The organism is Paenibacillus sp. FSL R5-0486, assembly GCF_037975155.1.
GTDB classification, from domain to species: Bacteria; Bacillota; Bacilli; order Paenibacillales; family Paenibacillaceae; genus Paenibacillus; species Paenibacillus amylolyticus.
In genome coordinates, this window is record NZ_CP150237.1 from 3514235 (window position 1) to 3537671 (window position 23437).

20 protein-coding genes are annotated in these 23437 nt (G+C 43.5%); 14 read left to right on the forward strand and 6 right to left on the reverse strand.

Annotation, left to right across the window (positions count from 1 at the left end):
- The first annotated feature begins 1 nt into the window (after nt 1).
- Nucleotides 2-373: a hypothetical protein gene (locus MKY01_RS15700; protein ID WP_282321378.1), complete on the forward strand. Its 372-nt coding sequence runs from the start codon at nt 2-4 to the stop codon at nt 371-373.
- 395 nt (nt 374-768) lie between these two features.
- Here MKY01_RS15700 and MKY01_RS15705 read toward each other — a convergent pair whose 3' ends face one another.
- Both MKY01_RS15705 and MKY01_RS15710 read right to left on the reverse strand, forming a co-directional pair.
- On the reverse strand, nt 769-2652 hold the full coding sequence (locus MKY01_RS15705; protein WP_282321377.1) for a beta-glucoside-specific PTS transporter subunit IIABC: 1884 nt from the start codon (nt 2650-2652) through the stop codon (nt 769-771).
- Between the two features lie 226 nt (nt 2653-2878).
- Entirely contained in the window at nt 2879-3721 is an 843-nt protein-coding gene (locus tag MKY01_RS15710; RefSeq protein WP_339286960.1) for a PRD domain-containing protein, read from the reverse strand.
- Nucleotides 3722-3993: 272 nt separating this feature from the next.
- Between MKY01_RS15710 and MKY01_RS15715 the strand changes: the two genes are divergently transcribed.
- Nucleotides 3994-5316 (forward strand): 6-phospho-beta-glucosidase, encoded by a 1323-nt coding sequence (locus tag MKY01_RS15715; RefSeq protein ID WP_076253107.1) that lies wholly within the window; start codon nt 3994-3996, stop codon nt 5314-5316.
- Nucleotides 5317-5466: 150 nt separating this feature from the next.
- Here the strand turns inward: MKY01_RS15715 and MKY01_RS15720 are convergent, their stop codons facing one another.
- Together MKY01_RS15720 and MKY01_RS15725 are read right to left on the reverse strand one after the other, a co-directional pair.
- Complete coding sequence (locus MKY01_RS15720; RefSeq protein WP_339187247.1) at nt 5467-6432, reverse strand: LacI family DNA-binding transcriptional regulator; 966 nt, start codon at nt 6430-6432, stop codon at nt 5467-5469.
- Nucleotides 6433-6665: 233 nt separating this feature from the next.
- Nucleotides 6666-7109, reverse strand: a complete 444-nt coding sequence (locus MKY01_RS15725; RefSeq protein ID WP_076253214.1) for a MarR family transcriptional regulator — start codon at nt 7107-7109, stop codon at nt 6666-6668.
- A gap of 116 nt (nt 7110-7225) precedes the next feature.
- On the opposite strand from MKY01_RS15725, the gene MKY01_RS15730 reads away from it, so the two are divergent.
- From MKY01_RS15730 to MKY01_RS15760, 7 genes are all read left to right on the forward strand, one after another.
- Nucleotides 7226-7978: an SDR family oxidoreductase gene (locus MKY01_RS15730; RefSeq protein ID WP_338706027.1), complete on the forward strand. Its 753-nt coding sequence runs from the start codon at nt 7226-7228 to the stop codon at nt 7976-7978.
- Nucleotides 7979-8023: 45 nt separating this feature from the next.
- Nucleotides 8024-8854 (forward strand): SDR family oxidoreductase, encoded by an 831-nt coding sequence (locus tag MKY01_RS15735; protein ID WP_339287179.1) that lies wholly within the window; start codon nt 8024-8026, stop codon nt 8852-8854.
- A gap of 202 nt (nt 8855-9056) precedes the next feature.
- Nucleotides 9057-9449: a metalloregulator ArsR/SmtB family transcription factor gene (locus tag MKY01_RS15740; RefSeq protein WP_339286962.1), complete on the forward strand. Its 393-nt coding sequence runs from the start codon at nt 9057-9059 to the stop codon at nt 9447-9449.
- A complete protein-coding gene (locus tag MKY01_RS15745; RefSeq protein ID WP_339286964.1) occupies nt 9446-10312 on the forward strand; it encodes an aldo/keto reductase in 867 nt (288 codons plus the stop codon). The genes MKY01_RS15740 and MKY01_RS15745 overlap by 4 nt, the downstream gene beginning before the upstream one ends.
- Nucleotides 10313-10838: 526 nt before the next feature.
- Complete coding sequence (locus tag MKY01_RS15750) at nt 10839-11075, forward strand: ribbon-helix-helix protein, CopG family (protein WP_076317852.1); 237 nt, start codon at nt 10839-10841, stop codon at nt 11073-11075.
- A 27-nt stretch (nt 11076-11102) separates the two neighbouring features.
- Complete coding sequence (dnaN, locus tag MKY01_RS15755) at nt 11103-12227, forward strand: DNA polymerase III subunit beta (RefSeq protein WP_339286966.1); 1125 nt, start codon at nt 11103-11105, stop codon at nt 12225-12227.
- A gap of 106 nt (nt 12228-12333) precedes the next feature.
- The gene (locus tag MKY01_RS15760) at nt 12334-13188 is read left to right on the forward strand and encodes an AraC family transcriptional regulator (protein WP_339286968.1); all 855 of its coding nucleotides are present in this window, start codon (nt 12334-12336) and stop codon (nt 13186-13188) included.
- Nucleotides 13189-13552: 364 nt separating this feature from the next.
- Here MKY01_RS15760 and MKY01_RS15765 read toward each other — a convergent pair whose 3' ends face one another.
- Together MKY01_RS15765 and MKY01_RS15770 are read right to left on the reverse strand one after the other, a co-directional pair.
- A complete protein-coding gene (locus MKY01_RS15765) occupies nt 13553-14902 on the reverse strand; it encodes a response regulator (RefSeq protein ID WP_339286969.1) in 1350 nt (449 codons plus the stop codon).
- A complete protein-coding gene (locus tag MKY01_RS15770) occupies nt 14902-16611 on the reverse strand; it encodes a histidine kinase (RefSeq protein WP_339286971.1) in 1710 nt (569 codons plus the stop codon). Before MKY01_RS15770 ends, MKY01_RS15765 begins: the two co-directional genes overlap by 1 nt.
- A 317-nt stretch (nt 16612-16928) precedes the next feature.
- Between MKY01_RS15770 and MKY01_RS15775 the strand changes: the two genes are divergently transcribed.
- The 5 genes from MKY01_RS15775 (at nt 16929) to MKY01_RS15795 (ending at nt 23391) form a co-directional block, all read left to right on the forward strand.
- Nucleotides 16929-17813 carry an ABC transporter permease subunit gene (locus tag MKY01_RS15775; protein WP_036616097.1) on the forward strand — a complete coding sequence of 295 codons (885 nt, stop codon included), beginning with the start codon at nt 16929-16931 and terminating at the stop codon, nt 17811-17813.
- A gap of 18 nt (nt 17814-17831) precedes the next feature.
- On the forward strand, nt 17832-18701 hold the full coding sequence (locus MKY01_RS15780; RefSeq protein ID WP_017688372.1) for a carbohydrate ABC transporter permease: 870 nt from the start codon (nt 17832-17834) through the stop codon (nt 18699-18701).
- Between the two features lie 245 nt (nt 18702-18946).
- Nucleotides 18947-20632, forward strand: coding sequence for a hypothetical protein (locus tag MKY01_RS15785; RefSeq protein WP_339286973.1), 1686 nt, complete (start codon nt 18947-18949; stop codon nt 20630-20632).
- 71 nt (nt 20633-20703) lie between these two features.
- Nucleotides 20704-22419 (forward strand): discoidin domain-containing protein, encoded by a 1716-nt coding sequence (locus tag MKY01_RS15790; RefSeq protein WP_339286975.1) that lies wholly within the window; start codon nt 20704-20706, stop codon nt 22417-22419.
- A 30-nt stretch (nt 22420-22449) separates the two neighbouring features.
- Nucleotides 22450-23391, forward strand: a complete 942-nt coding sequence (locus MKY01_RS15795; protein WP_339286976.1) for a family 43 glycosylhydrolase — start codon at nt 22450-22452, stop codon at nt 23389-23391.
- Nucleotides 23392-23437: the final 46 nt, after the last annotated feature.

Consider the following 23437-nt stretch of genomic DNA (forward strand, 5'->3'; position numbering starts at 1 on the left):
AATGGACAAAGGTATTTTAATCAATCAATTCTTAGAACTTTTTCCTGAATTCCACGATTGTTATATAGAACATTTGGATTCATATCAAGAGTTTCTAGGACATGTGTTTTTTGGTGATGAAGTGGCTACTTATGTTGAAGGATTGCTTCGTGAAAATGATGATACAGAACAAATTGAAAAGTTTTTCAATTTTTTTGAATGGATGGCAACTCAAACGAGCCTTTATATTGTACAAGTGTTATCTACTACAATCTTGTATGATCTAGGCGGGCATACAGATATTTTGCAAAAAGCTCAATGTTATATGAAGTTACATACTAAAAGACTTTCTCAAGAAATAGAAGATCTGCACTCAGGGAAATATTTTTCATAGAATACTCTGCTGGAGATGAGATATTCAAGAGTTTGAGTCATTGGTTCTATAATATCATTCAAAGTCGCTAAAGCAGCGGCTTTTTTTGTTTATTCATGTAATTGCCTATCTCAAAGGTTGAGGGGAAAGAACTTATTCCAATGATCGATTAGATAATTATGCATAACTTTTTGCTTTGGATAGGCCTCCATTCGCATCAACCAGTGGGGTGGAAGCAATGAAGGAGTTTGCTACATAATAGCCTTACGCTGATAAATAAACGGAAAGTGCTATCCAGAGAAGAACCACTCCTTTGCCGGAGTGGCTTCTTTGGATCATACGGAATAAGTGAATTAGTAGACAGTTATATAACCCGAAAATAGTTCGATTACCGACAGGTAATCCATCTCCAATCGTTAGACTACCGCCGACATTAGATAATCGCCTTGCTTCACTTCCTGCTCGGTAGTTTTTAACACGTCCAAGTAGTTGGCAGAGTTGGTAACGATGACTGAGGTGGCAGTGATGTAACCCGCTGTCCGGATTTGCTCCGCGTCAAACTCTACAAGCAGTTGCCCGCAAGAAACCCGATCGCCCTCTTTAACTTTTTTCTCAAAAAACTGTCCTTTTAGCTTTACCGTATTCACTCCAATATGGATCAGAAGCTCCATGCCACTGTCCGTGGTCAGACCGAGCGCATGACCGGTAGGGAATACGGTGGTTACGACACCATTGATTGGCGATACCAAAATTCCATCAGTGGGTTCAATGACAAGCCCTTGTCCCATGGCACCTGAAGAGAAGGCGGGATCAGGCAAATCTTCAAGTAGCTGAACACTGCCTTTCAGCGGACTCACAATAATTTCCTTGTTTAACCGATATTCACTTGGCTCAATCGCTTGTTTTTCCTGTCCAGAAGTTTCAATCTGCGGCTCCTCAACAGTAGCCTCAAGATCCTTGAATCCAAGCAGCAACGTGAGTAGAAAAGCCAGGACAAAAGATACGGAAACACCGATCACAACCGAGGCGAACCCCGTTGTTACGTAAGTAGGAAAAGCGAGCAGGCTGGGAAGTGAGTAAGCGACTGCCCGACCACCCCCGACTCCGATAATTGCGCCCCCGATCGCTGCGGAAATACATGCGTAAATGAACGGTTTTTTCAATCGTAAAGTAACTCCGTAAATGCCTGGTTCCGTAATTCCGAAAATCGCAGTAATCGTAGCAGATCCGGAAAGGGTTTTAAGCTGTGAATTGCGGGTTTTCAGCATAACGGCGAGCAAAGCACCGGCTTGAGCCAGCACGGCTGCGGTCAACATCGGGCGCATTAAATCATAGCCTATTGTCGCCAGATTATTAAGTGTAATTGGAAGGAAAGCCCAGTGAAGTCCAAAGATAACAATGACCTGCCAGAAACCACCAGTGACTGCTCCTGCCAACATTGGGCTGAATTGCATGAGTGAGGTAAAACCGCTAGCTAACCCCTGACTAACACTGTTGCCGATCGGTCCAAAAGCAAGAATGGTAAGCGGGACGACAATTAGAAGCGACAGCATCGGCACAAGAATATTGCGGATAGACTGGTGAATAATCGAGTTGAACCATTTTTCTATATGAGATTGAACCCACACCGCCAGAAGGATTGGAAACACGGTGGAAGTGTACATCACAAGCACAATGGGGATGCCTAAGAAATCATAAGTTTGACCGCTATTAAACGCAGCGGAAATGGTCGGAAAGACCAGGGCTCCTGCAATAGCCAAGGATACGTTCATATTAGCTTTGAATTTCCTTGCGGCAGTAACTGCCAAAAATATGGGCAAAAAGGTGAATACACTGCTTGATGCCGCGTTTAAAATTAGATAAGTTCCTGAGGTGTCATCTAGCCAGCCGAGCGCCACAGACAAAACAACCAGACCTTTGAGCAATCCAGCTCCAGCTAGCGCACTGAGCAGCGGGGAAAAAACACTGGAAATAAGATCTACGGTTTTTCCGAATATTCCTGTTTTTTCTGCATTCTCTTTAGTATCCGTTTTGCTGCCGCCATCTTGAAGGTTGGTGTGCTCCATGATTCCTTCATAAACTTTGGACACGTTATTGCCGATGACGACTTGAAATTGACCGCCGCTTTTCACAACGGTGATGACTCCAGCTATATTTTTCAACGCCTGTTCATTCGCTTTTGTATGATCTTTCAGGGTGAATCTAAGCCTGGTTGCACAGTGATATACATCATTCACATTAGATTCACCGCCAACAAGTTCAATAACACGTATGGACAGTTCTTTGTCTTTATTACTCATAGCATATTGCCTCCTTCATGATGGGTAATTGATCTCAGGTTGTGAGCTGTTCGTTCCTGATGTGCCGGCTTACATCGTTTCACTTCCAAAAAGCAGCAAAACCTGAACTCGTGGCAAAATAAAAAGAAAAATCATTTTGCCATCAGTCCAGGTTTTGCCTGCTTTACCAGTCACAATCCTTTATCTAATGTGTTGTATATGAAGTTTTAGCTTGAAAGAAATAGGGCTATAAAGTGCTTCGTTCAGTAAGCCGCTGGATATGAATGGTTAAGTAAACGAATTCATCTTTGTTTAAGGACTGTACATACGTTTTTTCTAAGTACTCGTTGATCTTGCAAGTGCAAGAAAAGGCTCTGACATAAGTCTTTTTCACCTGCTGATATAAAAAATCTTCGCCGCTTTGGTGAATCTCGTGGCGCAATAAGCGCATGGCGAAATATTGAAGGTGTGTTAAGAAACGCGAATAATTTAAGCTCGATTCATCAAGAACAGTGCCGTAATGGTACGTGACGATTTTCAAAATCTCGTTGACAATTTCAGTCATCTTTATCGTCATTTTCATTTCAGTGCCGTCAAGTCGGGCATTGACGACATGTAAGGCGATAAAACCAGCCTCATCTTCCCCGAGCGAAACTCCAATCATGTCGCTGATTAACTGCAGAGCATCCAATCCGATACTGAATTCCGTTTTATAGAAACGTTTAATTTCGAACAGCATGGCATTTTTAATCTCCATACCGTTGTTCTTACGTTGGATGGCAAAACTAATATGGTCGGTTAACGACAGATAAATATTGTCGCTGAGTTCAGTACCAAGTACATGGTTGGCGTGTTTTACGATCTCGTTCACAACTTCGAAATGAACGGCGGGTAATTCATGTATCAGTTCAGCCATTTTTACAGCAAATGCATGCTCGGCTAAATGGAAGATTTTATCGATCTTGTGTTCATCGACCACATCACCTGCACTTTTTTGGAAGGAGATGCCTTTACCCATAACGATGACTTCCTTCCCCTTTGTATTGCGGGTCAGCAGAAGGTTATTGTTTAATACTTTTTCAATAATCATGTGCATCGGCTCCTTGTTTTCTGCAATATGCATAAAAAAAACCTAAGATAGTTCAAACGCCGCCAATTGGTTAACGGCATTCAAACTTTCTTAGGTATTGCCCGAATCAACGGTCACAATCCTTATTTGAGGTAACTATAGCACAAGTGATAAAGCGGTTTCAAGTTACAAATTAATCCCATTTAATCCCATAAAAAAAGTTCTTGACATGTAATGCATTACACAAGATAGAGTCCAAATTGAGAACACAATAGAACAAGGAGGACTTCAAAATGAAAAAGGGATTAAAAATTGTGACGATTGGCGGCGGATCGAGTTACACCCCAGAATTGATCGAAGGTTTTATCAAACGGCATCATGAACTTCCAATACGTGAATTGTGGCTTGTAGATATTGAAGCAGGAAGAGAGAAACTTGAAATTGTAGGAGCCATGGCTAAACGGATGGTAAAAGCGGCGGGAATCGACTGTGATATTCACTTGACGCTTAATCGAAGAGAAGCGTTGGCCGATGCCGATTTTGTCACCACCCAATTCCGGGTCGGCCTTTTGGAAGCCCGTATTAAGGACGAAACGATTCCGATTAGCCATGGGATGATTGGTCAGGAAACCAACGGAGCAGGTGGGATGTTCAAAGCATTCCGTACCATTCCGGTTGTTCTTGGAATTGTTGAGGACATGAAGGAACTTTGCCCAGATGCTTGGTTAATCAATTTCACGAACCCTGCGGGAATGGTAACGGAAGCTGTGCTCCAATATGGTAAATGGGAGAAGGTCATTGGTTTGTGCAATGTTCCGATTATTTCCTCCAAGAATGAAGCTGCTGTTCTGGAAAAAAATGAAGAGGAACTGTTCTTCAAATTTGCCGGTATTAATCACCTTCACTGGCACAAAATTTATGACCGAGATGGTAAAGAGCTAACTAAACAGGCCATCGAAAAGCTCTACGGTCCTGATGCCGAGCCAGAAAAAATGGTAGAAAATATAAAAAGCATGCGTTTCTTGTATGAGCAAATTCTCCAACTGGGTATGCTGCCTTGTCCTTATCACCGGTACTATTACATGACCGACAGCATGCTTGAAGAGGAAGTAGAAGCGGTCAATGGCGAAGGAACTCGCGGGCAGGTTGTGAAACGCCTGGAGGAAAGTTTGTTTGAACTTTATAAAGATCCTAACCTGAATTACAAGCCCAAGGAATTGGAAAAACGCGGAGGAGCTTATTACAGCGACGCAGCTTGTGAAGTTATTAATTCTGTATATAACAACAAGGGAACGCATATGGTAGTCAACACACAGAACCGCGGAGCAATTAGCGATCTACCATATAACAGTGCCATCGAAGTTACAAGTATCATTACAGCCCATGGTGCAGAGCCTGTTCACTTTGGCGCATTCCCGTCTGCACAAAAAGGGCTATTGCAGGTGATGAAGGCAATGGAGGAACTGACGATCGAAGCAGCGGTCACAGGAGATTATGCAACCGCTCTACAAGCATTCACACTTAATCCGCTCGTTACCAGCGGTGACATTGCTAAGGTAGTTTTAGATGAAATGTTGGAAGCGCATAAAGAACATCTTCCGCAATTTCACAAATAATTTATTTAGAGATTGAAGTCATTCAGGCCTGTCCCTCATATAGGGACAGGCCTGAATGTTGTTCGTTCATGAAGTTTAACGGGATGGAAGAGAAAAGAACTCATGATCTCAAATGGGCTCTTTTCTTCTTTTAAAAGGATGGATGTTGTTTTATGTAGATTTTCGTTCAATCAGTCTAAACTGAAGAGGATGAGGATTGGATGCCGAATTTTCCAGCATACTCATAATAATATTAAAGGCATTCTCTGCTTGTTTATCCACGGGGTAATGGATCGTTGTCAGATCCAGCAGGTGAGCGCTGTCTGTATTATCAAATCCCATGATTCCCACATCATCCGGAACCGAAAACCCCGAGCGTTGAATCTCCGTTAAAATACCTGCTGCTACCTCATCAGTCGAACAGGAAATGGCATCCGGCTTGTCCGTTTGTTCTATCCACCATCGCGCTATTTCCTCACCATCATGAATGGTGACTTTATTATGAAATTGCGGAAAGCCAGTGTTCTTCAACCCATACTTCTGTACAAAATCCTCATAAGCTCTTATACGCTCCAAGGTATTCTGTCCTTTGGACGAATACACGTTCAAAATTTTACGATAACCTCTGGCATACAGATATTCGAGACCCAGCGTATAACCTTGATATTGGTCCATAAATACGGACGGTATGGTGTCGCTGGTAAGACGCTGCCATGTTACAATTGGCCCATATTTCGTATAGGATTCGATGATTTCCCACTCAATCGTCCGTACCAGACAAAGAAGGGCATCCACCTGTTTACTGCGTAACATTTCAAGCGCTACAAGCTCCTTATCACGATCTCCGTCTGTCATAAAAAGCATAATGTTGAATCCGTATTTTTGGGATATCATGTGGAATGAACGGACAAGTGACATCAAAAGGGGATTGTAAGTAACACCCATAACACCGATGACTTTTGTCGCTCCATTTTTTAAGGACTTTGCATTTGAATTAGGAACATAATCCAATTGCTCAATGATGTTCAAGACTTTTTCTCTTGTTAAATCGCTTACATAAGGATGTCGATTAATTACCCTTGAAACGGTTGCTGTAGAAACGCCTGCAAGACGTGCAATCTCTTGAATATTTGCCATCTGATCCACCTCATCATTAAGGATAGCACGATTTTAATTGTTTACAAGGTAGAGGCCATCATCTCGATTTGTGACCAGATAATGGCATGTTAGATGTTGAAAACAAAAACTTAAATCCTCACAAAGTGACACGTATTTTTCGTATACCTTCTACGTTGGTTGACAAACCAAAACCACGTTTGTTAGAAGCTCACCTTTAACAAACGTGGTCGAGACGGCGGCTAGATAAGACGCTAAGAGCTTGAGTTTGTCCTTTCCGCCAGTTTAGTAATCAACTCGATATCTTGTTCGGTTAATTGTTCAAAAAAATGTTTGCGTATTGCCTTGGAGAGGTAGGGACGGGCATCATCTAACATTGATTTTCCAGAAGAAGTGATACTGACTTGTACTCCACGATCGTTGTCTAATGGTTTCTTCATCACGAGTCCACGTTTTTCCATACGCTTCAGATGATGAGATAATCGACTTTTATCCCAGTCCATAGAGTCGGCTAATTCCTGTTGGCGAAGACTACCATCCCCAAAAAGGACTAATCGGTCCAATACTCCAAAATCACCCTCTGACAATCCTGAGTGATCGGCCATATCTTTGACGATACGACCGAAGATGGTCTGAAAGGAACCTTTCCACATATGCCATATTCGCATTTCTTCTTCGTTAAGTTCATTTTTATCCATAGGAGCATAATAACATGGTTGACGCGTCAACTTCAATGTGCTAAATTTGATCCAAGGTTGACGCGTCAACTTAGTTCATATGGACCCACCAATCACAAAAAAAGGAGATTATAACTATGCAAGATAAACCTGTCGCTCTGGTCACCGGGGCTAATAAAGGTATCGGCCTTCAAATTGCGAAGGATCTCACGAAACAAGGATTCACCGTGCTCGTTGGATCTCGTAGCCTCGAGAATGGAGAAACTGCCTCAAAAAGCATCGGTTCAGATTCACACGCTCTCCAGCTCGACGTTACAGATGAAAACTCCATCGCTGCTGCTGCAGAACGTATTCGGAACGAATTTGGTCGTCTCGATGTACTCGTGAACAATGCGGGGATCTCGCACGCAGGCAGATCGGGTGAACCATTTCCGAACGGTGGCGCAGCGAGTGGTCTTTTGACCGTTGCTTCGCTTGAAGATATTCGTACAGTTTATGAGACTAATGTTTTTGGAGTTATTGCTGTTACGCAGGCGATGTTGCCACTTTTGCGGGAGGCCCCGGCAGCACGTATCGTCAACATAGGCAGTACCGGCGGCTCCCTTAGCTGGAACTCTATTCCCGAAAATTCGCATCGTGCGATGTTTGGTGCCTATTCGGCATCAAAATCAGCTGTTCATGCGGTGACACTTGCCTTTGCATTTGCGCTTGAATCAACAAACATCAAGGTCAATGCGGCATGTCCAGGCTTCACATCCACTGCGCTTAATAATTTTGCTGGTACTCGTAGTGTTGAACAAGGGGCTCGTGAAGCGGTCCGGCTGGCGATGATTGGAGCGGATGGCCCAACAGGAACATTCTCAGATGAGGATGGACCCATTGCTTGGTGATCATAGTTATACAATGAGGGTGAGTAACTTAAGGAGGATTTCATGATGCGCGTTTTCGTAACAGGAGCAACAGGCTACATCGGTTCCGCTGTCACCAGCGAACTTATTGAAAGGGGGCATCAGGTCATCGGTCTCGTGCGTTCAGACAGTAGTGCTGCGAAACTAAAAGAGTCCGGGGCCGAAGTACACCGCGGTGACATCAACGATCTTGACAGCCTCCGTAGTGGTGCAGCTGCTGCGGATGGCGTCATTCATCTGGCATTCCATCACGACTTCTCGAACTTCGCTGGAGCACTCACAACAGATCTGCATGCCGTAGAAGCGATGGGGGTGGCACTTGAAGGATCTGGCAAGCCGTTCGTAATCACCACACATGTGAATGGAGTGGCAACGGAGAACATGGTGTTAGCGCTGGCAGGGCGTGGAGTGCGTACATCGATTGTAGAGCTTTGTCCATCGGTACACGGTGAGGGTGACACAGGATTTGTGCCGAGCCTGATCAATATTGCCAAGATTAAGGGCTTCTCAGCCTATGTGGGAGAGGGGAACAACCGCTGGCCGGCTGTGCATCGCCTTGATGCCGCGCATCTATATTGCCTGGCGTTAGAAAAGGCACCCGCTGGTTCACGACTAGATGGGGTCGCAGATGAAGGAGTGCCATTTTGCGACATCGCGAGTGCTATTGGTGAACAGCTGAACGTACCTGTAGTAAGCATTTCACGCGAAGAGGCAGATGCCCATTTTGGCTTTCTCAGTACACTTGCATCGCTCGATATCCCGAGATCAAGCATTGCAACTCAGGAACTTATGGGATGGCGGCCAGTGCAACCTGCACTGATTCCCGACCTTAAACAGTCTCATTACTTCAACAACTGATTGGAATTTTCACGCCTTTTTAAAAAAATAACAACCATTAATAGAAGACACTCCATTCGTCAGGGGTGGCTTCTTCTTTTGCTAATGTATTCTTAAGACATGGAAAAAATAGGTTCTTGAATTTCTTTCCCGATGTACAGCCGAATCCGAGATTGTGATAGGCTGTATCTACAAAAGTATTACACATTCTAAATGGAAGGGGATGATTTACCTGGATCAGGAACTTGCGACCACGATTGCTATCGAATTTAAGAACAATCAGAAGGTGTTGAATGCGATCGGTGACGAAACCCGGCAAGCCATCCTCATAGCCTTGATTCAAGGGCCGCAAAAACCCGGCATGCGCGTAGGAGAGATCAGGATGAAAACTCATCTTTCCCGACCGACCGTATCACATCATCTGAAAATATTGAAAGAATCACAGATAATAAGTGTTCGTAAAGAAGGAACTCTCAACTATTACAGCCTTGACTCCGGTAGCAAGTTGAAATTGTTGAAAAACCTGGTGAACGAGATAGAAAAGTTGCTAACGCAATGTGAAGAACAAGGATCGGAACAACAATTAGAAAAAACGGGGAGGGGGAGTTGCGAATGAATCAGACAGTCGCAGCGGCAAACGGAGTGGACATTCCTCAACTCGGGTTCGGCCTATATAAGATCAAAGACGGGGGGACCTTCGAGAGGACTGTCGAGGAGGCTATTCGAATGGGTTATCGCCATTTCGATACGGCCAAAATTTACGGTAATGAAGCGGCGCTAGGTCGGGTCATCCAAAACAGCGGCATTCCCAGGGAGGAGTTCTTCATTACCTCCAAGGTATGGACGACAGACCTGGGGTACCGTGCGACGAAAAAGGCGTTCGAGAAGACTTGCCAGAAGCTGAACGTAACATATCTCGATATGTATTTGATTCATTTTGCCGGTCCTCAATACGTGAACGCCTGGAAGGCGATGGAAGAGTTATACGACGCAGGTAAAATCAAAGTTATAGGTGTAGCCAATTTCGAGATCCGGCATCTTGAGCATCTGAAGAAACATTCCCGGATTTCGCCGATGGTAAATCAGATCGAGACCCATCCGGAATTTCCGCAACACGAATTGCATGATTACATGGTTCGACATCGGATTCTGCATGAGGCTTGGGGACCGTTGGGGCAGGGAAGCAAAGCGTTGCTGGAGCATCCGAAGCTGGCGGAAATTGCCCTTTGCCATCAGAAATCGGTTGCGCAAGTCATTTTGCGCTGGCATCTGCAACGCGGAATTATTGTCATCCCCAAATCATCGAATCCTCAACGGATAAAAGAGAACAAAGAAACATTCGACTTTGAGTTGAATGAGAAGGAAATGGAACAAATACGACGGTTGGACACGGGTAAGAGATATTCCGTAAGTCCAAATGGCTACATGGTCAACCCGTTTTATATCAATTTGATGAAATTATTTATTCGTTCTCATTGATGGATCATAATTCGATTTTGAACAACAACCGGATACTCAAATCTGGTGGTCATTCCCCAAAAGCTTCTTTCTTCCCGAACATGAAGCGACACTTCGATTCCCGAAGTCCAGTTGAGTATATAAAAAGGTGTCTATACGTAATTATTTTCTTGGGGCTGTCCTGTGAGTCATGAGCATGACCGGGTACAGCCCTTTGTCAGGATTATACAGTTCTAACGGACCTAGCACACGCTATTTGCTCTCATTTGCATAGGTTTGAATTCTAACGAATCATAGAGACGTTATTTCATCGAGTTGGTCCATTTATTTGATGTTTAGGCGGTTTACGATGAAATTAAGTTAATGAGGTTCGTTAGCGCTTGAAGCGAAGGGAATTCCTTTTGAGATAGTCCCAGCTTTACATTCGATGAGTTGTTCTTCAGCAATCGCTTTTGAAATATTGTAAATCCATGTAGAGACATGATAATATGAGAAGAGATCCATTTGAATGAGGTTACCTAAATCAAAATGAAGGAGCGTCATTATATTGAACAATAATAAGGTTAAAGTTGGTGTCGCTAATAAAGAAGGGCAGTTAGGTTTTGTCTTTTCGAGAGGTGGTCTGCGAGAAGGTTCCGGGAGAAAGAGTATAGGTGTGACTAAAAAAATATCTTTAACTCTAACAGAGGACATGTGGGGGGAAATCGAAAACCATTGCACAGAGCATAAACTTTCTCGTTCGGAGGCTATACGTAACATCATTGAGTCCTTCTATACAAAATAATTTTTTTATTCGAGGTAGGTGAGGTCTTTGCTGGTAGAGATAACAAAAAATTCTCTTATGAATGCCATACAATATGTGATAAAGGCAGTAGCAGCAAATAGTTCAATACCTATTCTTCAAGGAATACATATTCAAGCAGGTGCAGATGGCGTTACTTTTACGGCAAGTAATACAAGTATGACGATACAGTCTATGATTGCTCAAGATGGTGTTTCTCTGACTGTAAAAAGAACAGGGGCTATTGTTATACCATCGCGTTATTTTTACGATATTATTCGTAAATTTAATGGTGACAAAGTTATACTTGAAATTAAAGGGCCAATGATTCTTTCGATTGTATCCGGTCATTCTCAATTACGTTTATGCGGCATGGACCCTACAGAATTCCCTTCCATTGATGATGGACAGGCGTTCCCTTCTACTAAACTACGCATTAATACTTCCTTACTTCGTTCGACTATTAAACAGCTAGCAATCGTAGCATCAACGTCCGAGACGAGCCCCATATTAACAGGAGTTTCTTTGGAATGCAGTAATGATCGTCTAAACCTAATTGCTACAGATGGAGTGCGGCTTGCATACCGCGCTTTGCATTTAGAAGATGCTACCCACAACAGTTTGAACGCTATTATTCCAGCGAAGAATCTATATGAATTATCGAAAATATTAAACAAAACAGATGACACAACTGAAATTGAAGTGAGTAATAATCGAGTTAAATTCATGACAACTAGACTGAAAGTGGAGTCTGTTCTTATTGAAGGAACGTTCCCATCCATAAAGAATGTAATCCCTCAATCTTATTTGTGTGAAATCGCAGTTGATACAGCATGTTTGTTGAGAGCAGTTGAATGCGTAACTGTAATGGCTAGTGAACAAGTGATTAGATTAGTAGCTAATGCAGATACATTAAAACTATTGTCCAAAACAGCCGATGTTGGAGATATTCACAATGAAATTCCACTATTAGAGATGTGTGGGGAAGAATTTGTGGTATCACTAAATGGAAAGTTTTTTATCGATATACTTCGCAATATGGATTGCGCTAGCGTCCTATTAAGATACGCCGGGAAAACAAGTCCCATCGTCGTACTTCCAGATGATTCGCTCATGTCTACTCTGTTTTTGATTACTCCAGTGATGACCCGGTGAACCGTATCATAAATAACGGCAAGTTTTTTACTGACTTTTTCGTGCAGAAATTGCAAGGTATTCATTATTTATTTCCCATAAAATTACCTTGAAGGGAGGGAGTACGATGGATTGGTTGGTCAGGATGAATAGTGCCATGGAATATATCGAAACAAATTTAGCGGACACTATTTCATATGATGAAATAGCACATAGAGCCTGTTGCTCTACCTATCATTTTCAAAGAATGTTTCCATTTATTACTGGCGTAACGTTATCGGAATACATTCGACGTCGACGGTTGACATTGGCGGCATTCGAACTGCAGACAACAGGCTCAAAGGTTATTGATGTAGCTATGAAATATGGATATGATTCGCCGGAGGCGTTTGCACGCGCCTTTAAGAATCTTCATGGTATTATGCCTATATCCGCGCGTGATACAGGCGTTTCTCTAAAAGCCTATCCTCGAATGTCCTTTCATATTTCAATAAAAGGGGATGTCGAAATGAATTACCGTATTGAGCAAAGAGATTCTTTTGAGATGTTTGGAGTATATGGAATTATAAATGCAGACCAGAAAACAGCGTTCTCTGAAGTTCCTCTATTCCGTATAAAATGTGATGATGATGGCAGCGTTGATATGATGAACGACTTACTGGGACGTTTTGGTGACACCATGTTACACGCCGCCCTTTATGATCACACTAAAGAATCTTTCAAATACATGATCTGTTATCATGTACCTAAGGGGCTTGAGATTCCGGAGAGATTCACAAAACTTGCTATCCCAACATTAACGTGGGCGGTCTTCCCGGAGCCGCAGTGTGATATGCAAAAACTATGGGAACGAATCTATTCTGAGTGGTTTCCGACATCTGAATACGAACAGGTTGAGGGCCCTACTTTCGAAATGTATTATGGAATGGCACGGCATGGGGATGGTTCAGGAGAAATCTGGATACCGGTGAAGAAAAAATAACCCTCTTATGCGAGCGAATTGCAGGCGTTAACGAAGATGAAAACTGAACAAATTTAGATTAATAAAGGGTCATCCCGACAAAGGATGGTCCTATAACTTGCCGTTGCAAATAGCGCGGAGAACCTTAACACAATTAGAGGGATAGGGGATAAGATGATCGACCTAACCCAAGATTAAACGAATATTCACTCACCTCCACAGCGTCTTAAACAAATAAAACAAAAATCGCTACGTCATTCATTAAAGTTTCTTATATATTAATTGCACTACAAAGACCCAACTCACTCTTTAAACTGAAGAGTGGAAGTTGGGCTTTTTCGGTACTGCATTGGATATATCATTTATGTAACAAATTCAACTGAAGTCATTGATGGATCATAATTCTGCGGTACTGGTAGGGCGTAACTCCGTATTCCACTTTGAACAACTGGATAAAATATTGATTTTTTCGGTAACCAACCATCTGCGCTATATCGGCTACACGGAGTTCCGAATCTTGAAGCAATTGAGAAGCCTTCTCCAACCTCTTCCTGGAAATGTAGTTTGACACATTTTCTCCTGTCTCCTGTTTAAACAGTTTGGAAAAGTAGACGGGATGGAGATGTGCAACTTTCCCCAGTTCGTCCAGGCTAAGGCCATGTGACAGATGGTCATCGATATACGTTTGCACTTTGTCAACGATGGTTTGAATGGACATCTGTTTGTTGTTTCTGATCCGACTGACCCGATCCATGAGAGTTGAGGATAGTTCATCAGGATAGCGTAACTGGTTGAATATCCACTCCACGGTTTCAGAGGGATCGCGATCCTTATCCGTCAGATATACATATAGAATGGTCTCCATGAGAAAGATTGTTTTTTGCTTATGGAGATGGATTTGATCATATTTTTTAATGATATTTCCCGCCGACTCCCAATCACCGCATGACGGAGAATGGTTGAATATGCCATTGAAGTCTTCTGAGTGTACGTCCTCATTAAGAAAGAACCTGTAGAACATCTGTCGGGTCACATTTCGATCAGTCAACAAAAATGGAGGAGACGCGACCGATTGCTCCAGTTGGATGGTCAGTTCCCCAGCAGCTTCTTCCGGAAGCAGACCGAACAGTCCCGTTCCCGCATTCCAAACGAGACGATCCAATTTGTCTCCGACAGCATGTTTTATAGCATCCTCATGTTCCTGTGTAAAACCCTCTAGCTTGAAGCAGCACATACGACGACACCCTAAAAATTCAGTATAAACATCATATTGCTTCCTTAATGTCTCGTTATGACCAAGAAGTGAAAGCAGATACTCCAATCCATCGAAGTTCTCCCATGCAACAGATTGAGCGGGCCGTGTCTTTGCAATATTATTGATGGCTTTGGACATGGCTTTCTCCACATCATCTTTGTCGACAGGTTTGAGCAAGTAGTCGAGCGCACCTAAACGAATTCCTTGTTGCGCGTATTCGAACTCAGAGTAGCCGGAAAGGATGATCACTTTGGTTGGCAAGTTATGTTGCTGGATATGTTGAAGCAGATCAATACCGGAAACCTCAGGCATTCGGATGTCAGTGATCAGAATATCGATGTGGTGCTGAGTCAACATGTCTCGGGCTTCAATCGAATTGGTCATCGTCTCGATCTGATCAATGCCAAAGGTGTTCCAATCGAGCAAGTGCTTCATATATTCAACGACATAATGTCCGTCATCCACAATTAATAATCGCATTAGTTATCTCCTTTCACCACGGGAATGCTGATGAGCAGCAGAACGGACAAGCCGCCCCAATCATTAGTAGTAAAATGTAACCCGCTATGTTCGCCGTACGTATTTTTCAGACGTTGATTTACATTCCAGAGCCCTACGCCTTTAATTCCTTCAGGCGGGGTATCACTCTCAAGCCGGGCCTCCAGGCTACGGATATCATCCAGTGAAAGACCTTTGCCATCATCGGAGACCTTGATCGTTATCGCAACCTCCGTCTGTTTTACTTCAATCGTCACCCGATGGGCACCTTGTTGTCCTTCAATGCCATGTTGAATCGCATTTTCAACCACTGGCTGGATGATCAGCGGCATGAGGGGCAGGGAGGACAGTTCTGGCGGCAGATCAATGCTGTACTCCATTTTTTTGCTAAGAGCCATAATGATCAAGAAATGTTCCGCAAACTGAAGCTCGCTTTCCAGCGTGACTTCATGCCGGTCCAACTTGGTTAAATAACGATAATATTCAGCTAGATGTTTGCTCATGCGCATGACAGAATCAGGTGAGAATTGAGCCACCGACATGATGAAAAACAAACTGTTGTACAAAAAATGGGGATTGATCTGAGCCTGGAGTTGTTGAAGTTCCGCACTTCGTCTTAGTTCCGTTTCAGTCTTCAAGGATACGAACAGATCCTGGATCTCGGTAACCATATGATTAAAACTTCTGAACAGGCTGTAAAACTCTCTATCCGTATTTTCGGTAATACGAGTATTATGATTGCCTTGTTCGACCTGTGAAAACTTCCGCTCCAACAAACGAATATTACGGTAATAGTTCCGGTAAAACGTAAAGATCACAACCAGACCAAGCGTGAAAACGGCTAAAATGCTAGCAAAAAAAACTTTACGGTTGCGGTCAATCGGTTGCAGAAAATCATTCGTCTGTGTATATGTAATCAGGTAGGCGTCGATTGATTCAATATATCGGGAAAGAACATAGTAATCGTCCGACTTGGTGTGATAATCATATTTCAAAGTGATCTCCGGCTGTGGAGCAAGCATATCAGTAACCGCTTTCAATAGATCGTTGTCGACTTCTTTCTCACTCCATAACTGATGGGAATTAAACCAAAAAAAAGCGTTTGAGCTGTCGTTGTTCACAGCCTTTTTCAGCAGATTTTTCAAATAATCGGTATTCAGCTTTACACCAACGACGTACTGAGTCGGTTCATTTTGTCCGGATTTTTGGATGTAAGGGTAGAGGGCAAAATAATACAAGCTATTGCCGACGATTTGCCATCCCCGTTGATGAACATCCTTGAACGGAAGTCTCGCCTCCGGCGTACTGTTGGTGGACAGAAACGTTTCTTCAGACTTCCAGTAAATGCCGATCGATTCAATCGATCGACTGGAGAGGAGTGTTTGCCGCAAGCGATCAACAATCTCGTTTTTCTTCATTTGGGAATCGTAATTGCTCAGCTCGATAACATGCCTCTGATAAAATCGGACATCACTGTCTGCCGCATACTGAACCCCGTACATGTTAGCTTCGTATATAATCCCGTCTAATATGCCTTTCACATAATCAAGCTGGTTTTTGGAAGCGCCAATCAGATTTTCTTCAAGTGTCTTGGAGCTTAATCGGTTCATCACGAAAAACAAACTTAACGTCAGTAGCAGAAAAAAAACAAAGAAATAGATAAATCGCTTCATATACATTTTTCTGATCATATGTGTTTCCTTTCATATCGCCAAACGCAGAAGTTTAAACTCCAGATCGGATTAACTTTAATATAAGCCAAACCTTAGAAAAGCGGAAGGGTAGCAACGGCGATAAATGAAAGCGGTTTTAAAGTGCTTCAGGGTGGGGTGATGATCTTGAAATTTTGGCATTTTGGAGTGAAAGCGCTTTTGTTAAGCTTATCTTCAAGGATCGCTTTTGAAGAACCATCATAGAGGAGGTATGCAACATTAACGAGATTGTACCCGCCAGATCCGCGAAAAAAACAAAAACAAAGCTATCCCAGCGGACTTCATTCAAAAAGGAAATCAAGAAAAGCTGGCCTTTGTACGTACTGTGTATTCCCGCATTTGTGTTTGTCTGCATCTTTTCTTATGGCCCGATGGTAGGTTTACTCATGGCATTTCAGGACTACAAACCATGGCTGGGCATCACAGGTTCACGGTGGATCGGGTTAGATAATTTCGAACGAATTTTCCAGTATAAAGAAGCCACACAAGCGATCGTTAATACGTTAATTATTGCCGTTTCTAAAATTATCGTTGGTATTATCGTTCCGATCGTTATGGCTATCTTGCTGAGTGAGATCCGAAATATGGGCATTAAGAAAAGTGTACAGACACTGGTGTATCTGCCGCATTTCTTGTCCTGGGTAACGGTCGCGGGGTTGATGATCGACATTCTGGGATTAGACGGAGGAATCAATCACATCTTGACACGTATTTTCGGGAACGATCCCATTTACTTCTTGGGTGATCCTGATCTGTTTCGATTTACGGTTGTGATCAGCGATGTGTGGAAGAGCTTTGGCTTTGGCATGATTGTTTATCTGGCGACCATTGCGGGAATTAATCCATCTTATTACGAAGCGGCCGAGATCGATGGTGCCACACGCCGGCAGCAAATTCGATACGTAACTTTGCCTAGCATGTTGCCCATGATTATCGTCATTTCTACGCTGAGTCTGGGCAATATTCTGGACGCGGGCTTTGATCAGGTTTTCAATCTGTACAATCCGCTTGTCTACAGTACGGGAGATATCATTGACACCTATGTCTACCGTTCATCCTTGTTAAACGGGCAATACGGCTTCGGGACCGCTGTAGGACTGTTCAAATCGGGAATTAGCTTGATCTTGATCGTTGTCTCTTACAGGCTGGCCTATAAGTATGCCAATTACAAAATATTCTAACAAGGAGGGAGAGGAATCATGTACCATAAAACGACAGGTTATAGAGTATTCTCCTATTTTAATTACGCGTTCATGATACTGGCGGGTCTGGCGTGTTTTCTTCCACTGCTTCATCTGTTGGCGCAATCTCTAAGCAGTAAAGCGGCCATTAGCGGTAATATGGTTTCATTTTGGCCGGTGGGGTTCAACGTGGATGCCTATGTAAAAACGTTCAACAATTCTAATTTCAATGGTGCCATGCTGACATCCATCACTCGAACCGTTTTGGGTACAACCATCAGCATGTTTATTCTTACCTGTGCAGGATATGCCCTGTCCAAGGAATTCCGGGGACGTAACGTGCTCATGTGGTTTTTTATCTTTACCATGCTCTTCTCGGGGGGATTGATACCTTCTTACATATTGATCACAGCCCTTGGATTAAAGGACACCATCTGGGCTCTTGTGTTACCGGGCGCTTTTGGTGCTTATAATTTGATTCTTCTCGTCAATTTTTTCAAAACGATTCCCAAAGCCCTGGAAGAAGCAGCTTTCATTGACGGAGCGTCCTTCTTCGTAATTCTCAGCAAAATATATTTACCATTATCTCTGCCTGGCATCGCGACCGTATCCTTGTTCATTATGGTAGGGCACTGGAACTCCTGGTTTGACGGGATTTTGTACATGTCGGATGCAAGTAAGTACCCGTTGGCTTCGTTTTTACAGACGGTCGTCGTGCAGAGCAATATGCAGAATATGGCGATGAGCCAGTCTGAGGTTGCCGCAATGTCTGAACAGAGCATCAAGGCAGCGCAAATTTTTGTAAGCACGCTCCCGATCATTTTGGTCTATCCATTTTTACAACGTTATTTCGTGAAGGGAATTGTACTAGGAGCCGTAAAAGAATAGTTAGGATGACGACAAATTGGATCGTTATATAAGTTTAACTAAAATTTACACGATAACGGAGAGGACAGAACAAGCCTGAAGAAGCGGAGCGTTCGCCTTTATTACCAGAATTTCACCTTTGTAAAAGTGAATCAAAAATTCTGGGAATAACAGCGATCGGAAGGTTGTTCTGTCATCGGAGTGCCAGTGTAAATATGAACTTATATAGAAAACAAATTGAGTATGAGTGAAGGGGGCATGTTTCCATGAAGAAAAGAACTGATTTATGGAAAATGGTAAGTATGGTTATGCTGTCGGCTGTTCTTGTGGCTGGCTGTAGCAAAGGGGAGAGTGCTTCTGAGACCGCACCGGCATCGGTGCTTAAAGACGGAAAATATGATCCACCGTTTACGATCACCATCGCCAAACAACAGGATGAAAATGCTGGAAAGTACATCAACGGTGAGACGTTGAATGACAATGTATTGACTCGCTGGGGCGAACAAAATCTGGGTATCAAAATCCAAACCACCCTGCTGGGAGGTGATGCTTCACAATATAATACCAAGCTACGGTTGGCGTTGACAGGTTCCGAGAAGTTGCCCGACGTTCTGCCCGTCTATGATACCATGCTGGTCAATGATCTGATTGATTCGGGGCAGGTCAAGGAGATAACGGAAGACATCTCAACCTACATGCCTGACCGGATAAAAGAAATATACAAACAATACCCGACCACCTTCAATCCAGTGGTTAGGGAGGGCAAGGTCTACGGGATGGCGATTGCGCCGAATCTGACTGAAGGCGAGGTCATGTTGATCCGCCAGGACTGGTTAGACAGGTTGAATTTGAAAGCGCCAACAACGATTGATGAGTTTGAACAAGTCATCGCGGCGTTCACCAATGAGGACCCAGATGGGAACGGCAAGAAAGACACATACGGCTTTACTTTTTCAGGTAAAGATTCCTACAATACGGGCTGGGTCAGCGATCCGGTCATGATTTTCAGCGCATACACGGGCAAACATCTTCCAAGGCAATGGCATAACGACAATGGCAAACTCACCTATGGATCTGTGGCTCCTGGCAACAAAGAGGCACTTGCCAAGTTACGCGATTGGTATGCAAAAGGGTACTTGAACAAAGAATTGGCCACCCAAGGGGCTTGGGACGCACTATCCGATTTTACGGAGGGGAAAGCTGGCATCATCATTGGTCGTCCTTGGCTTTACGACAGTGTGAAGGACGTAGAGAAAAATGTGGAGGGTGCCAAAATTAGTGCTTATCCGACCATTCAAGGTGTGAACGGTGATAAGACCTACCAATCCGCCCAATTGAACGATGGTGTGTTCATGTTTAACAAGGATTTTCAGAACATGGAAGCCTTCTTCCTGTACTACGATAAAATGTACGACGCAGCGTTCAGCACGGGAGAGTTCAAATACGGCTACGCTCAAGGATACGATTACGATATCGTTAACGATGAAGTCACTTTTGATCCAACAAAATTCAATACACCATTAGAGGCTGTGCAGGGCGTTGGGAAAATGGCATTTACCAAAAATACACCGAGTGTTGATGGTCCCGGCCAATCCTACTACGATCTGGCGAATGGAGTTAAAGCCGACACGGGCGTCCTCATTCAGAGTGCTTCAAAAGATCAAACAACGCAGGACGGATATCGGATTTCGTATGAAAACAGAGATGTTTTACTGCCAAATGAGTTTAACGGTCCACCAACACCAACGATGCAAAATGTGTGGGAACAGTTGACCACCATGGAACAAGAGACGTTCACCAAAATCATATATGGCAATGAGCCGCTTGAAGCATTTGATACCTTTGTGAAACAGTGGCATGAAAAAGGCGGAGACACCGTGATCGAAGAAGTTAACGAATGGTACAACCAAGCCAGCGAGACGGATGTAATGACACTGATGAATTTGAAATAAAGTCAAGTTTCACCTGGATCAGCCTTCCGGCAACAGGAAAGTTGGTCTTCTAAAAAAGGAGATGATGAGACATGATCAAAGGTAAATCGTGGATGGCTATCGTCATTGCATTGATGTTGTTAACAGTTCATTTAACGTCCTCAGCTCAAACCGTTCACGCTGCTGGTGAAGAGACCCATATTGCTGCAACACTGTTTGTGCTGAAGAATGAATCCGAAGTATCCAATGCCAAAATCCATTGGGCACCTGTCCAGGGAGCGACTGCATACGAGTTGTATAGATCCGAGAACGATGCGCCTTATTCGTTATTACAGGCCTTAACCGGTACAACGACGGATGATTATGAACTCAACATAGGGAACACATACAAGTATCAAGTGAAGGCATATGGCGGAACTTCCTTGTTAACCTCCGCTGTCTCGCCAGAATATACCCCTTACAGCCTTCCAGAGAACCTCACAACTTTTAATAACACAACGCAATCAACGCTTATGCTCCCGAATGAACTTAAAGTTGGAGACACCTACTACAGATTCAATTTCGTGCAAAAGTCATCAGGCGGTTTTGGCGAAATGATTCAACAGACGTCAACGGATGACATCAATTATGGTAACGATAAAGTGGTCCTTTCCTACACAGATCATCCCGATCTGGCGAATTCTAAGTTTGAGGGGATTAATATCCTCTACCATGCACCCACGAACAAATTTGTTTTTTGGGCTCACTATGAGAACAGTACAGACTACACACTTGCCAGAGTATCGGTGGCTTCAGCCACGCCTGGAGAAGACTTTACATTTCACAAAAGCTTTCGACCGGAAGGGAACCAATCCCGGGATATCTCCATTTTCAAAGATGATGATGATTCGGCATATCTGATCTCTACGGCCAATAATAATTCGGACACCATCTTATATAAGTTAACCTCCGATTGGTTGGATGTGGATCATCAAGTTTCTGTTATTTATCAAAATCAACACAGGGAACTGCCTAAAATGATCAAAAAAGATGGTATTTATTATTTGTTCTCTTCCCAAGCGGCAGGTTGGTACCCCAGTATCCCCCTGTATTCATCAGCAACAAGCATAGACGGAGATTGGTCTGAATTGCGGACGATTGGCAACACGTCAACCTTCTCGGCGCAGTCGGGTTCCGTCATGCGGGTGAAGCCAGATACGGGCAACAACGTGGTTATGGTTGCGTATCGCTGGATGTTCGGCTGGGCAGGTACGCAAAATGGAACAACAGAGGAACGACTGCTTCCCGTTTGGTTCTCTGATGGTTACGCATTTTATGATTATTTTGATCAAGTCCTTTATAACACAAGCGATGATGTTGTCGTTCCCGTTCAGAATGGAAAACTGCTGTCACAAGGTAAACCGGCAACAGCCCAAACGGTTACTGGAACAAATCCGGCAAGTTATGCTAATGATGGCAACTATCAAACCGAATGGGTAGGCACAGGCAGTTCCTGGCCACATTGGTGGAAGGTCGACCTCGGCTCTGTTCAGCAATTGAATAATGTGCAAATCTCCTGGTGGATGCAAAAAGGCTCCGAAGGTTATTACAAATATAAAATCGAGACCAGTACGGATAATGTAAACTGGACCGTGGCATTGGATCGAACCAATAATACATCTTACGGTTTCACATCAGATACGCTATCGAGCACTGCTGCCAGGTATGTACGAATTAATATGCAAAATGCGGCACTTCATAACAATCCCAACAATTGGTACACGCCAAGACTATGGGAAGTGAAGGTATTTGGATCGGACACCAATTAATGTTGTTCTTAAAAGAAGAGAGGTAACGGTGTGAATAATCAATTAACCAATGGTGGCATCTGGAATGATTCAAGCGGTAATCCGATCCATGCCCATGGTGGACATATGTTATTCCATGACGACTATTATTACTGGTATGGCGAAGATCGGAGGGACGATATATATGTTAGTTGTTATCGTTCCAAAGATCTATTCAACTGGGAGTTTCGAAACCATATCTTGACCACCTCTACACCAGCTGCACCCATTCGAGTTCGGACAAATCTGGCATTAGCGAACGATAAAGGTGGAAAGGTAAATCTCGAACGGCCTAAAGTACTTTTCAACGCGGTGACAAAAAAGTTTGTCCTCTGGGCTCACTATGAGAATGGTAACCATTACAACGATGCCGCATGCGCCATTGCCACATCGGATTCTCCGGATAGTCATTTCGTGTATCATGGCAGCTTTAATCCGTACGGGTATATGTCGCGTGACTGCACGCTCTTTCAGGACGATGACGGAACGGCTTATTTTATTTCGGCTGCCAGAGACAATGCGGACCTGCACATCTATCGTCTGCAGGAGGATTATCTCAATGTGGAAAGTCTTATCGGAAAGGTGTGGCAGGGGGAGTATCGGGAGGCGCCAGCCGTCTTCAAACGGAAAGGGAAGTATTATATGGTGACCTCATTTTGCACGGGTTGGGCTCCCAATCAAGGGAAATACGCGATGGCTAATACGATGGATGGTCCATGGGGGATGCTCAGCGATTTTGGCGATGAAACGACGTACCAAACGCAACCAGCGTTTGTGCTGAAACGATCAGCGGAGGAGTATCTGTATTTTGCAGATCGCTGGAACGGATCGGATTATTTTCAGTCCAGCTATGTGGTACTGCCCATTGAATTCAATGGGGACATTCCGATTCTAAATGATTATTCCACATTATCTTTGCGAGAGGACGCACATCGGATTCATTTTGAACGATAATTTGAACGATAAAACGACTGATGAGAAAAGACTTTGATCCTACAGC

Excerpts from the sequence above, each read along its gene's own strand:
- MKY01_RS15720 (WP_339187247.1), bottom strand. The coding sequence starts at position 6,432 with ATGGCAAATATTCAAGAGATTGCACGTCTTGCAGGCGTTTCTACAGCA.
- MKY01_RS15770 (WP_339286971.1), bottom strand. The coding sequence starts at position 16,611 with ATGATCAGAAAAATGTATATGAAGCGATTTATCTATTTCTTTGTTTTT.
- MKY01_RS15700 (WP_282321378.1), top strand. The coding sequence starts at position 2 with ATGGACAAAGGTATTTTAATCAATCAATTCTTAGAACTTTTTCCTGAA.
- MKY01_RS15740 (WP_339286962.1), top strand. The coding sequence starts at position 9,057 with ATGATTTACCTGGATCAGGAACTTGCGACCACGATTGCTATCGAATTT.
- MKY01_RS15730 (WP_338706027.1), top strand. The coding sequence starts at position 7,226 with ATGCAAGATAAACCTGTCGCTCTGGTCACCGGGGCTAATAAAGGTATC.
- MKY01_RS15765 (WP_339286969.1), bottom strand. The coding sequence starts at position 14,902 with ATGCGATTATTAATTGTGGATGACGGACATTATGTCGTTGAATATATG.
- MKY01_RS15725 (WP_076253214.1), bottom strand. The coding sequence starts at position 7,109 with ATGGATAAAAATGAACTTAACGAAGAAGAAATGCGAATATGGCATATG.
- MKY01_RS15760 (WP_339286968.1), top strand. The coding sequence starts at position 12,334 with ATGGATTGGTTGGTCAGGATGAATAGTGCCATGGAATATATCGAAACA.
- MKY01_RS15785 (WP_339286973.1), top strand. The coding sequence starts at position 18,947 with ATGAAGAAAAGAACTGATTTATGGAAAATGGTAAGTATGGTTATGCTG.
- MKY01_RS15715 (WP_076253107.1), top strand. The coding sequence starts at position 3,994 with ATGAAAAAGGGATTAAAAATTGTGACGATTGGCGGCGGATCGAGTTAC.
- MKY01_RS15745 (WP_339286964.1), top strand. The coding sequence starts at position 9,446 with ATGAATCAGACAGTCGCAGCGGCAAACGGAGTGGACATTCCTCAACTC.
- MKY01_RS15710 (WP_339286960.1), bottom strand. The coding sequence starts at position 3,721 with ATGATTATTGAAAAAGTATTAAACAATAACCTTCTGCTGACCCGCAAT.
- MKY01_RS15780 (WP_017688372.1), top strand. The coding sequence starts at position 17,832 with ATGTACCATAAAACGACAGGTTATAGAGTATTCTCCTATTTTAATTAC.
- MKY01_RS15735 (WP_339287179.1), top strand. The coding sequence starts at position 8,024 with ATGCGCGTTTTCGTAACAGGAGCAACAGGCTACATCGGTTCCGCTGTC.
- MKY01_RS15790 (WP_339286975.1), top strand. The coding sequence starts at position 20,704 with ATGATCAAAGGTAAATCGTGGATGGCTATCGTCATTGCATTGATGTTG.
- MKY01_RS15705 (WP_282321377.1), bottom strand. The coding sequence starts at position 2,652 with ATGAGTAATAAAGACAAAGAACTGTCCATACGTGTTATTGAACTTGTT.